Here is a 12,865-nt window from a genome sequence, read left to right on the forward strand (position 1 = left end):
AAGAGATGGCTCAGACCTTTCTGCATCAAGCAGGGGAGCCTATGGCCCAGCTCAAGCCTACACGAAAACGTAGTTGGGGTAGGGCTGTTCCCTACCTCTTCATTTTTCCTTGGATCTTCGGATTCCTCGTGTTTACCTTGGGGCCATTGTTATTTTCCCTTATCATCTCTTTTTTTGATTGGCCGATTGTCGGCGAAGTGCACTTTATCGGGTTTGGCAATTATGCGGAAATGTTTACGGATGATCCGTTGTTCTGGACCTCACTCGGGGTCACCCTCAAATTTGCGGCTCTGTTCGTTCCATTGAACATCATTGTGGCGCTTGGGCTTGCGATTCTCTTGAATCAGAAGACAAGGGGCAGTGCCATATTTCGAACCGCCTTTTATATTCCCTCCGTTATATCTGGTGTCGCTCTGGCTATGATCTGGTCTTGGGTGTACAGCGGTGATTACGGGATTCTGAATTACTTCCTGTCCCTGATCGGTATTCAGGGCCCTGATTGGCTCAACGATAAGCAATGGTCATTAGTAGCGATGGTGGTCGCAAGTCTCTGGGGACAAGGCTCGATGATGCTGATCTTTCTGGCTGGCCTCAAAGGGATTCCGAGAGATCTTTATGAATCCGCTTCCATTGATGGTGCTGGTAAGATCAGACAATTCTTCAGTGTGACGATTCCGATGATCACTCCGACGATTTTATTCAACTTAATTACTTCCATCATTGCAGCCTTCCAGCAGCTGACTCTGGCTTTATTGCTGACCGGAGGCGGTCCAATGAAAGCAACCTATTTCTATGCCATGTACATGTATGAGAATGCGTTTAAGTATTTCAAAATGGGATATTCGGCAGCTAACGCCTGGTTCATGTTCCTGATCGTGCTCGGCTTGACCTTCCTGGTGTTCAAATCCTCGGAAGCCTGGGTGTTTTACGAAGGTGAAATGAAGAAGAATCCTCAGGAGAAGCTGAAGGCTCAAGGAAGGAGACGTTCTTTGTGAAGAAAATACTCGTATACGTCCTGCTTCTCTTTTTTTCACTGTTGTTCATGGCCCCGCTGTTCTGGGCGGTTACGACTGCGCTCAAGTCACAGTCCGAGCTGTATCTTTTTCCACCTAAATGGATTCCTTCTGTATGGAAGTTCAGTAATTTTGCAGAGGCGTGGAACATTCAACCTTTCAATATGTTTCTGAAAAATACACTGATTATTACCATCCTGTCGACGTTCGGTCAACTGATTTCATGCACGCTTGTAGCCTATGGATTCGCCAGATTTCAGTTTAAGGGCAGGGACTTTCTGTTCCTGGTTGTGTTAGCAACAATGATGATTCCCTGGGAAGTCACTATGATCCCGCAGTATATGCTGTTCAACGTTCTGGGATGGATTAATACGCTCAAAGCCCTTATTGTACCGTCTTTCTTCGGGTCCGCCTATTTCATTTTCCTGCTGCGGCAGTTCATTCTCACCATCCCGCGTGAGCTAGACGAAGCAGCTACAATCGACGGAGCCAATAAGCTGACCGTATTAACACGGATTATTGTCCCGCTGATGGGGCCTTCGCTGATCCTGGTCGCTGTGTTCCAGGTAATGGGATGTTGGAATGATTATCTCGGGCCGCTCATTTTCCTTAACGACCAGACGAAATACACATTGACCCTAGGGCTCTCACAGTTCAAAGGGATGTACGGTGTGGATATGCAGTCCATTATGGCGATTACAGTTCTGATCTCGATTCCGCCACTGGCAATCTTCTTTTTCGCTCAACGCTACATCGTTGGCGGCATTGCGACTACGGGCATCAAAGGTTGATTCGCCACAGCGGGTTCGGAAATCTAATAACAGCACACAGCGCAGAGTAGAGTAGAGAAAAGAGAGGAGAAATGAACCATGTCACAGCAAACTATCAGGAGAGATTGGGATGATCTTGGCATCCTTCAGCGAGGGCGGGCCAAAAGCCGGGCCTACTTCATCCCCTATTCTGACTGGTCAGGGGCACTAACTTACAATAGGGGAAGCTCCCCCTGGTTCAAATCCTTGAATGGCATATGGAAGTTCAATTATGCAAAAGGACCAAAGTGGGCTCCCGATTATTTCTACGAGGAGGCGTATGATACTTCCGGCTGGGATGAGATTCAGGTTCCGGGGCACTGGCAGCTACAGGGATACGGAACTCCACATTATACGGACCTATATTATCCGTTTCCGGCAGACCCCCCGCATGTGCCTGACGAGAATCCGACAGGCAGTTATGTTAGAGAGTTCATGCTGCCTGAATCCTGGAACGGACGGAATGTCGCCATTAAGTTCGACGGGGTGGATAGTGCGTTTCATATTTGGGTAAACGGCAAACTGGTCGGATACAGTCAGGGCAGCCGCCTAACCTCAGAATTCGATCTCACTCCTTATGTGAAACCGGGCCACAATACTTTAGCCGTTAGAGTGTACCAATGGTCGGACGGCAGTTATCTGGAAGATCAGGATATGTGGTGGATGAGCGGAATTTTTAGAGATGTGTATCTGCTCTCCGAGCCGTCTTCGCTCCGCATTGCCGATTATCGGATTATAACGGAACTGGATGAATCAAGCCATGATGGGAGCTTGTCTGTTCATGTGAACATACAAGGGGAAGCTGCTGAACAGGGTAGTCTGCGGCTTGAACTGCTTAAACGAAGTGGTGAATCTGTTGCATGGGCTGAGGATCGGGTTACAGCAGGAAAGAATGTGCAGCTTATAATGCCGGTAGGACAGCCGGAACTGTGGAGTGCGGAATCCCCCAATTTGTACCATCTGAAGATCACTTTGTTGGATGAAAGTGGAGATACGGTAGAGATGACGGCTCAGCGGGTTGGATTCCGCACAGTTGAGGTGCGCGGCGGACAATTCCTGGTGAATGGAAAGGCGATTCAACTCAAAGGAGTCAACCGTCACGATCATCACCCGGATACAGGTCGCACAGTCACCGTCTCCACCATGCTACAGGACATCAAGATGATGAAGCAGCACAATATTAACGCTGTAAGAACCGCGCACTACCCGAATGATCCCCGGTTCTATGATCTGTGTGATGAGTACGGCTTATATGTTATGGAAGAGACCGATCTGGAGACACACGGATTCGAACTGCTAGGCAACATTTCCAGACTCAGCGATGATCCTGCCTGGCAGGAAGCCTACGTGGAGCGCATTCAGCGAATGGTTGAGCGCGACAAGAATCATCCTTCCGTGATCTTCTGGTCGCTTGGGAATGAGTCCGGCTTCGGCTGCAATTTCCGGGCGATGGCGCAGTGGTGCAGAGAAGCTGACCCAACACGGCTTATTCATTACGAAGAAGATCGCGAAGCTGAGGTCTGTGATGTGGTAAGCACGATGTACTCCTCCGTTGAGAAGATGGAAGGCTTCGGTCAGTTGACTGATCATCCGAAGCCGCATATTCTGTGTGAATTCGCGCATGCCATGGGCAACGGACCCGGTGGATTAAGACCTTATTTTGATACTTTTGACAAGTACGATAGACTGCAGGGCGGCTTTGTGTGGGAATGGATTGACCACGGGCTGAGCTGGAAGACGGCGGATGGGAAGGCTGATTATGCTTATGGCGGGGACTTCGGGGATGTGCCCAATAACAGCAACTTCGTCATAGATGGTCTAGTCCGGCCGGACCGAACGCCATCACCGGGCCTGCTTGAATATAAGAAAATTATCGAGCCGGTTCGCGTCGAGTATATAAGCAGGAACAAGGTTAATGTGATTAACCGCTATGATTTCCTGACACTGGATCACCTATATGCTGATTGGAGCATTACCATGGATGGACGTACCGTTCAAAGCGGGGTTCTTGCACTGCCAGAGATTGAAGCGGGCGGACAGGCAGAAGTGGAGATTCCTTATGACCACAGTCTTGATGCTCTCCTTCGCAGTGAGGATGCGGAACAGTGGCTGAACATCAGCTTCTCGATCGCCGCTGACTGTCTTTGGGCAGAGCAGGGGCATGAAGTGGCTTGGGCTCAGTTTCTAATGCAGGATGAGTTGGAAAATCGTGTTGGCGATAATCATACAGGGCATTCAGATGACCACTCCAATGCTGCTATTGGGATGAGAAGTCAGCAGATCAGGCGGAATCTTCACTGCACAGAAGCTGCTGGACAGATCATTCTCGCAAATGAGGACTTCCGGATGATCTTTGACACGCGGAGAGGGCGGATCGATTCGCTTCGTCTGAATGGCAAGGAACTAATGAAAGCCGGACCGCGGCTGAATTTCTGGCGTGCACCGATCGACAATGACATGTATGTGCTACCGGACTGGCGCAAAGCACACCTAGACCGGCTAACAGAACGTGTTGATGAGGTTAGCTGGGCCTGGCTTGATGAAGGGAACATCCGCATCACTGTGAGTTCAAGGATTGCTCCGCCAGTTTTTGATTGGGGTTTCCGGTGTGTATTCACCTATACCGTAAACAGTATAGGGCAAATCACTATGGATGTGCAGGGCACACCGGAGGGGAAACCGCCAGAAATGCTGCCTAAGATTGGACTCCAGATGGAGATTCCGGGCGACATGGATCGAGTGAAATGGTATGGCCGGGGACCTGGTGAGAATTATTCGGACAGCAAAGAGGCAGGCCGTGTTGGAGTGTTCACAGCTTCAATTGACGGACTATTCACTCCATATATATATCCGCAGGAGAATGGGAATCGGATGGATGTCAGATGGATATCCGTCACAGACGCATCCGGACTTGGTCTACTTGCTGCGGGTATTCCGACGCTTGAATTCAGCGCGCGCCGTTATACGGACAAGGATCTTGAAGAGGCACAACATGCAAGCGAGCTTGTTCCGCGTGACTTTGTCACACTGAATCTGGATTACCGGCAGAATGGGCTGGGCAGCAACAGTTGTGGACCTGCCCAGATGCCGAATCATAAGGTAACATCGGAAGCTTTTACATTCCGTATTCTGCTCATTCCGTTTTTATCAGAAGATACCACGCCAGAGTGGCTTGCTAGACAAATGCTGTACGGGTTACCACAATCGCATCAATGAGAGGAGGGGACAGCATGCTCCACACACAGGATGTACTCAATTTAAGCGGAAAGATAGCTGTTATTACCGGAGGTGCTTCAGGTATTGGCCTTGCTACGGCCGGACTGCTTGCGGATTTCGGAGCACATGTGGCTGTGCTGGACATCAATGTAAGGCAAGGGGAGCAGGCTGTTCATGAGATGAAAGGGCGGGGAAGGGAAGCAAGCTTCCACCGCTGCGATGTCTCCTCTTCGGAGGACTGCAAGCGTGCTGCCTCAGAGATTGAGAACGCGTACGGCAAAGTCGATATTCTGTTCAACAATGCGGGGATTATCCGCCGTAAGACCGTTGTCGAGCTTGAGGAAGCCGACTGGGATCTGGTAATGGATGTATCACTTAAGGGAGTTTATCTACTCTCCAAATATATAATCCCGGTGATGGAGCGCGGAGGCGGTGGCAGCATCATTAATACCGGCTCCGGCTGGGGCCTTAAAGGCGGGGACCGTGCCGCTTCCTACTGTGCAGCCAAGGCTGGAGTGGTCAATCTCACCCGAGCCATGGCCATTGACCACGGTCCCGCGAACATTCGCGTGAACTGCGTGTCCCCAGGCGACACGGATACGCCGCTTTTACGCGATGAAGCCAAGCAGCTTCAACAGGACGAAGCTGCCTTCCTCGTAGCCTCTGCTGGGGGACGTCCATTGGAGCGATTGGGTACACCACGTGATATCGCAAATGCGGTATTGTTCCTAGCTAGCGATCTGTCTTCCTGGGTCACCGGAAGCGTACTTGTTGTAGATGGCGGCGGCATTGCCTAACGGTTAAGGAAATAAATACTTTAAATCAACCTTTTAAGGACGGAGGCGTTAACCTTGTCTGAACACAGAACTTATGCCCATCCCTATATCCCGAATACAGCACCGGAAGTCCGTGAGGCAATGCTGAAGGAAATCGGCCTGAGCTCCGCCGACCAGCTGCATGATGCAATTCCAGACAGTCTGAAGCTTAAGCGGGAGATGAATCTTCCTCCAGCTATGAATGAATATGAGCTTCGTCGACATATCGAGGCTCTGCTTGTGAAGAACAAGCATGGCGCCGATTATATCAACTTTCTCGGGGCTGGCTGCTGGCAGCATTTCGTTCCGGCTGTATGCGACGAAATTAATCAGCGCTCGGAGTTCGTGACGGCTTATGCAGGAGAGCCTTACGAAGACCACGGCCGATTTCAGTCCTTGTTCGAGTATCAGAGCCTGATGGCCGAACTCGTCGATATGGACGTAGTTAATGTCCCTACCTTCGACTGGGCACAGGCAGCCTCCACGGCCATCCGAATGGCGGGCCGGATTACAGGCCGCAGGATTGCGCTGCTCTCCAGATCCGTCGATCCGGATAAAGCCAAGATCATTACCAATTACTGTACACCTGTAATGGAGATTAGGTATGTGGAGATTGATCCGGTGACAGGAAAAATAGATTTGGATGATCTGCAGGGCAAGCTTGAGGAAGGAACGGCGGCGTTCTACTTCGAGAATCCAGGTTATCTCGGAATTATTGAGGATCAGGGTGCTGAAATATCTGAGCTTGTGCACGCGGTAAATGCTATCTCTATTGTGGGCGTTGATCCGATCTCCCTTGGCGTACTGGAACCTCCAAGCCGTTATGGCGCTGATATTGTCTGTGGGGATTTGCAGCCGCTGGGCATGCATATGAACTATGGTGGGGGTCAAGCCGGATTCATCGCTACCCGGGATGAAGATACTTATGTGATGGAATATCCGTCCCGCCTGTTCGGTATTGTTCCTACTGAAGTGGAAGGTGAATATGGCTTCGGTGATGTAGCCTATGAGCGTACATCCTTTGCCCAACGGGAGAAGGGGAAGGAGTCGGTGGGAACACAGACAGCCCTGTGGGGAATTACCGCCGGAGTCTATCTATCCCTGCTTGGACCAGTGGGGATGCAGGAAGTTGGGGAGACCATTATACAGAAATCTCAATATGCGGCGAATAAGCTGTGTGCCATTCCCGGGATCTCTTTGCGCTTTAAAGATACAGCCTTTTTCAAAGAATTTGTCTTAGATTTCAACGAGACTGGAATATCTGTTGCTGAGATTAACAAGCGTCTTTTGGAAGTAGGGATTTTCGGAGGAAAAGATCTATCCTCCGCATATCCCCAGTGGGGACAATGTGCTCTATACTGCGTAACTGAAATTCATATGCAGGCAGATCTGGACCGGCTTGCCTCAGCTATCGAGAACATTGTCTGCAAGAATTAATAGTACAGAAGAGTAGGAGGAAAGCCATGAAACGGATTCGTAGAGATCATAAGGTGCGCCGCTTTCACCAGGCCAAATGGGATGAACCGGTGATCTTCGAGCTTCACCGATCGGGTGAGCGCGGAGTGATTCCGCCGGGCACCGAGGCTGGGATTGCCGAGGTTGTCGGTCAAGGCTCCGCCCGAATTCCATCAACGATGCGGCGAAAAGAAGCACCGGCGCTGCCCGAGATCGGTCAGGCCAAAGTTCTTAGGCATTATTTAAGACTCTCTCAAGAGACTTTGGGTTCCGACCTTAATGTAGAGATCGGACAGGGGACATGTACGATGAAATATATTCCCCGTATCAATGAAATGCTTATACGTACCCCAAATCTGATGGAACTGCATCCTCTGCAGGATGCTGGATCCGTTCAAGGAATTCTGGAAATCTACTATAGGCTGGATCAGGCGATGCGTGAAATATCAGGGATGAATGCTTTCTCGTTCCAGCCAAGCAGCGGCACCCAGGCCTTGCTGGCCATGGCTTCCATTGTACGCGCATATCATGATTCACGTGGCGAGGGAGACCAGCGGGATGAGATCATTACGACGATCTTTTCACATCCTTCCCAAGCGGCGACCGCAGCTGTTAAAGGATATAAGATTATTACACTGCATCCTGACGAAGACGGATTCCCGGATCTGGAGAAGCTGAAGAATGCCACTTCTGAACGCACGGCGGGTTTCGTCGTGGCTAATCCGGAAGACACAGGGATATACAATCATCGTATCCGCGAGTTCACGGACGTGGTTCATGAAGCAGGAGGAATCTGCTTCTACGATCAGGCGAACGCGAATGGGCTGCTGGGTATCACCCGGGCTAAGGAAGCCGGGTTTGACATGTGTTTCTTCAACCTGCATAAGACCTTTGCTGCACCTCACATGTGCGGAGGGCCGGCTACAGGCGCTCTTGGGGTAACCGATTCCCTTAAGCGTTTCCTGCCCGGTCCGCTTGTTGACTGGGACGGTAGTCGTTATGTCCTTGTAGAGCAAAGCGGTGATAGCATCGGCAAAGTCCGCAGCTTCCACGGCGTGGCCCAGACTGTACTTCGTTCCTACGCTTGGATTATGAGCCTGGGGCCAGACGGTCTTAAGAATGTAGCCCAAATCGCTGTACTGAATAATAACTACCTGTATCACAAAATTCTGCAAATCCGCGGAGCCAGCGCTCCTTACATCAAAGGTCGACGTCTTGAACAGGTAAGGTACAGCTGGAAGCAGCTTACGGATGAGACTGGGGTAACGACAGAAGACATCACCCGCCGGATGTGTGATTTCGGCCTGCATTATTGGACATCCCATCATCCTTACATCGTTCCACAGCCGTTCACCCTGGAGCCGACTGAATCTTATTCGAAGGAAGATCTTGATGAATATATCGAGGCACTGACCCATATTTCGAATGAAGCTTACACGGAGCCGCATATCGTCAAATTAGCTCCGCACAACAGCACCGTTCACCGGAATGTGGAATCTTCTCTTGATGATCCTGCAAAATGGTGTATTACATGGCGGGCTTATCTAAAGAAGACACAGCCGGAATAGGGCTTGGCCCCTACAATTAAAATATACATTTGAAAGTAGAGGGGCTCCGTTTGGAGCCCTTCCTATTTGACTGTATCACCAAAGAAAGGGGTTATGGGTATGTCTGGGTATATGAGGAACTTGCTGCGCCTGTCTGTCGGCGTCCGCCGGTTTCTTATGACCGAAGCCATGTATGGCATCGGCATCGGTATGTATTCGCTAGTTCTTAATTTGCATTTGCTGTCCAAAGGAATGAAGGAGGATGAAATCGGGCTGCTCATGTCCATAGGTATACTGATCATGGGTGCATTGGCTATTCCTGTATCCATATCGGCAAACCGTATAGGTCGTAAAAAGCTGCTAGTATCCGGCATCATGTTTATAGCGGCAGGAAGTGCACTTTATGCGATTGGCAATCATTCCGGCATATTCTATTTGGCTCAAACTTTGGTCTCAATTGGCCTTACTCTTGTGGAGACGACTGAGGTGCAGTTGCTATTTCACTATTGTGCCTCGCGCAAGGAAGAAGCCAGTGCCTTCTCTCTGATGTTTGCTGTGTTTACGGCATTTACAGGGGCAGGAACCCTGGCTGCCGGATACTTGCCGAATTCGGCTGATAGCGGGGATGGATATGGGCTTACGCTGCTGCTTGCTGCACTGGTTTTCGTTGTTCACAGTATGATTAGAGGACTCTGGCTTCCCTCTGAGGGGAGGGAAAGCGAAACGGTTAGAACCTCTGAAGTTCTGGAAGTGAACCGTGAAGTCTCTAGCTTGAGGAAAAAGCTGCCTTCCGGCACACTCTGGCTGTTCTCGGTATTCATGGCCCTGCTCGGAGCAGCGATAGCCATCACTGGGTCATTTCTTAATGTAATTGTGAAGTATAGACTGAACTGGATGGATGATAAAGTGTCCATTCTGCTGGCGGTAAGTGGAGCTGTTTTGTTTGCAGCTTCTTTAATGACGCCTTATGTATTAGAGCGTTTTGGCCACAATGTGGCCATCGTATCTGTCTTTTTGGTTAACATACTCGTGTTCGCCTCTTTATCCTGGGCTATGCCGGTCTGGATGTTCACAATTGTGTTTCTGGTTCGTGGGGGAGGGCTTACGATGCTGTCTAATTTGCTGGACAGTCAGTTGATGTCTGCCTTTAAGGAGCGGGAGAGGAATCTCTACGCAGGGATGAGATCCGTATTTCGGAGCCTCGGATCATCCGGCGCCGCTCTGCTTACCGGATGGATTTTGATTGGACAGGATTATGAAACCCCCTTTTTTCTGACATCTGTAGTATTGCTACTCTGTCTGGTTTATTACATCTGGTTCATACGCCCAATTCTGGATAAAAGGCTGAAAGAATAATTTAATCTGAACAGCAGCATGCATAAATATATAAGGGGCTGTCTAAAACCCATATAAAATGGATATAGGACACCCCTTTGCTTAAATCCATCCAAAGAAGAACTTATATCTTATGGGCTTGTTGTTTCTTTGTGCCCACTCCCTAATTTCGTTCATGCCATTAACCGTATTCTCTTTCTTAAAAGTAAAGTACAGCTGTATTGGAACTAACTTTTTATCAACAGTCTTAAATCCAATTCGTTCACCATCGATAAATACTGAGCTTATTTCATCCGCATCGTATCTTTTCTTATTTAAAGAAATAATATAATTGTCGCCGATTGTAATACTCTTAGAACTAATCCATCGATAGAGTACAAATATGATAATAATGAAGATAAAGATGAACCATATTCTTGGAAAGAAGAATAGAAAGTCTGATGTGCGGCTAGTACTATTATACATAGTAATTATCAAGGAAACTTCGAAAAAACACATTGCAATTAATGTTTTCATTACGTTTGGATATTTGATTGAAAAAGATGTTTGATGAAATCCCAAGTCGCTCCATCCTTTCTCCTGTAATTCAAATTCTATACAGTTTTTATCCACATTAATTTTACCATATATTGAGATCTCGATGCTTGATCAAGTTCCTATACTGCTCTATTAGTGAAGACGTAGGGCCCCTTATCAGGAGTAACCATTGAATTACAAAGCTTTGGAAGTTATACTTTGATGAGAAATACGGACCCGCTTATCATTTAACAGATCCGTCCTTTATAAGGTATGGATCTTATTTTTCGTATGAATATATTCATTCAGATATGGAGGCGCGACATTGCAGCTAATCAATCAATCCGAAATACAAGATAGGATCGACCTGCTTAAAGATCAGGATCTGTATATCCATCTTGAGATGACAACGGGAGCATACGCTGCCCATTTCGATAGTTCTAAACATCCGGCGGCTACTTTCATTACTAATGCTGTGATCCGATATTCCCATGGTTCGATTTCCGGCAATGGACCTTATCGGGTCGGCTTAAAAATGTCACAGGGCTGGGTGTACTCGGAAGGATTAACTCACTATGAAGAGAGTGAGACCGAAAGATTGATTCTGGCCGGGCATGACAGTCAAGGCAAACTGGTCGTATCTTTACAATTAAGCCGGGAGCCGTTCTAATGGTAGAGGAGATGAGGAGTTCAGTGGAAAGACATATTCTAGTCATATTACCGCATCCGGATGACGAGGCCTTCGGTATATCTGGAACACTAGCTAAACATGTGCAAAACGGTACCCAAGTCACCTACGCTTGTCTGACACTTGGAGAGATGGGCCGGAATATGGGCGTGCCGCCATTTGCAAATCGGGTAACCCTCCCAGAGATCCGTAAAAAGGAGCTGGAAGAATCCTGCCGAGCGATTGGAATACAGGATTTGAGAATGCTTGGTTTCCACGATAAGACGATTGAATTTGAAGATCAAGCTCTGCTTGAGGGCCATATTGATGCGCTTCTGAAGGAGCTTAACCCCTCACTGATCATTACATTTTATCCGGGGTACAGCGTTCATCCCGATCATGATGCTACCGGAGCTGCAGTGGTTCGAACGGTTGGAAGAATACCCAAGGCAGAGAGACCTCCTGTTCACTGTATAGCTTTCGCCAATAATATTGAAGAGATTGGAGAGCCTCAGGTAATCATTGAAGTGAAAGATTTCCTGAAGCAAAAGATGGCATCCATTCAGGCGCATAAATCCCAATTCCAAGCCGCTGAACTGTTAGGCAGCAAAACGCTAGAGGATAAAGAAATCCAAGATCGTTTTGGATCAGAGCATTTCTGGATCTATCCATTTGAATGATATTAAGTCCGAGCATAAACGCTCGGGCTTTTTCTTTGGGGCCCACTACCGTAGGCAGGCTTCATTTTCTAATATAAGATTTGAATATCCGTGTCTTTTTTTAAATATATGGTAAGGTTTAGGGGGGATCAACCAAACCGGTTTCGTCAGGCCAGGAGGTGTATTCGTTTGAAAAAATCATATTTGAATCTCATTTGTGGAATAGTCATTCTTTTGCTGGTATTCACTGCATGCAGTAAGGAAAGACCCAAGTATGCTGAGCTTTTCACACATGTGGAAGAGCATCGGGCTGTGTTCATGCAGCCGCGTGAAGAAGGGCTTGCTGCTTTGCAAATTGCGGATGCAGTGGGTGAATACGATACAACCTTGGGTACAATTATGCAGGATGATATCTTATCCGTGAATCAAAAGGAGTTTATACAGCAGATTGTGGTAGATGTTAAGAGCAATAAAATCATTGGTTACCGGGTAGGAACGGTCTTTCCCAGATCGGAAAGCGGTTATCAAGATGCGAGAGAACTGGTACGTGCTTTTATGAACCAATACAAACCTGCGGATGAGGAGGCGGCTGACAAAGTCGAAGAATCCGTCCTAACGATTGACAGGATGACTCTTCCGCTAAAACCATTAACAGGCTCTATCGAAGAATCATGGTCATACGGCAAGGGCGAGGATACATTGTATATAACCTACAGGATGTCGAACAGTTTTCAAAGTGATGATGAATTGCCTTTGAGCTTTTATTTCAGCTATTGATTTACAAAAAAATACACAAAGACTATTATACTTCTATAGGTAATTATATCCTTTTT

General features: G+C 48.1%; 10 protein-coding genes. All 10 read left to right on the forward strand.

What is annotated here, in order from left to right; genetic code table 11:
* Positions 1–41: 41 nt before the first annotated feature.
* The 10 genes from ACWNM1_RS03000 to ACWNM1_RS03045 all read left to right on the forward strand — a co-directional run bounded on the left by ACWNM1_RS03000 (position 42) and on the right by ACWNM1_RS03045 (position 12,809).
* On the forward strand, positions 42–995 hold the full coding sequence (locus ACWNM1_RS03000) for a carbohydrate ABC transporter permease (protein WP_234538801.1): 954 nt from the start codon (positions 42–44) through the stop codon (positions 993–995).
* A gap of 47 nt (positions 996–1,042) precedes the next feature.
* On the forward strand, positions 1,043–1,804 hold the full coding sequence (locus ACWNM1_RS03005; RefSeq protein WP_423803065.1) for a carbohydrate ABC transporter permease: 762 nt from the start codon (positions 1,043–1,045) through the stop codon (positions 1,802–1,804).
* A 78-nt stretch (positions 1,805–1,882) separates the two neighbouring features.
* Positions 1,883–5,038: a glycoside hydrolase family 2 TIM barrel-domain containing protein gene (locus ACWNM1_RS03010; RefSeq protein WP_449599771.1), complete on the forward strand. Its 3,156-nt coding sequence runs from the start codon at positions 1,883–1,885 to the stop codon at positions 5,036–5,038.
* A gap of 14 nt (positions 5,039–5,052) precedes the next feature.
* Positions 5,053–5,835 carry an SDR family NAD(P)-dependent oxidoreductase gene (locus ACWNM1_RS03015; RefSeq protein ID WP_449599773.1) on the forward strand — a complete coding sequence of 261 codons (783 nt, stop codon included), beginning with the start codon at positions 5,053–5,055 and terminating at the stop codon, positions 5,833–5,835.
* Between the two features lie 54 nt (positions 5,836–5,889).
* Positions 5,890–7,290, forward strand: a complete 1,401-nt coding sequence (gene gcvPA, locus ACWNM1_RS03020) for an aminomethyl-transferring glycine dehydrogenase subunit GcvPA (RefSeq protein ID WP_449599775.1) — start codon at positions 5,890–5,892, stop codon at positions 7,288–7,290.
* 26 nt (positions 7,291–7,316) lie between these two features.
* Positions 7,317–8,876, forward strand: coding sequence for an aminomethyl-transferring glycine dehydrogenase subunit GcvPB (gene gcvPB / locus ACWNM1_RS03025; protein ID WP_449599777.1), 1,560 nt, complete (start codon positions 7,317–7,319; stop codon positions 8,874–8,876).
* 99 nt (positions 8,877–8,975) lie between these two features.
* Entirely contained in the window at positions 8,976–10,211 is a 1,236-nt protein-coding gene (locus ACWNM1_RS03030) for an MFS transporter (protein ID WP_449599779.1), read from the forward strand.
* 820 nt (positions 10,212–11,031) lie between these two features.
* A complete protein-coding gene (locus tag ACWNM1_RS03035; RefSeq protein ID WP_440961410.1) occupies positions 11,032–11,376 on the forward strand; it encodes a YojF family protein in 345 nt (114 codons plus the stop codon).
* Positions 11,377–11,399: 23 nt separating this feature from the next.
* Positions 11,400–12,053 (forward strand): bacillithiol biosynthesis deacetylase BshB2, encoded by a 654-nt coding sequence (gene bshB2, locus ACWNM1_RS03040; protein ID WP_449599782.1) that lies wholly within the window; start codon positions 11,400–11,402, stop codon positions 12,051–12,053.
* Positions 12,054–12,221: 168 nt separating this feature from the next.
* Positions 12,222–12,809, forward strand: a complete 588-nt coding sequence (locus tag ACWNM1_RS03045; protein WP_449599784.1) for a hypothetical protein — start codon at positions 12,222–12,224, stop codon at positions 12,807–12,809.
* The last annotated feature ends 56 nt before the right edge of the window (positions 12,810–12,865 follow it).

The sequence above is a fragment of the Paenibacillus sp. Marseille-Q9583 genome, assembly GCF_976954365.1.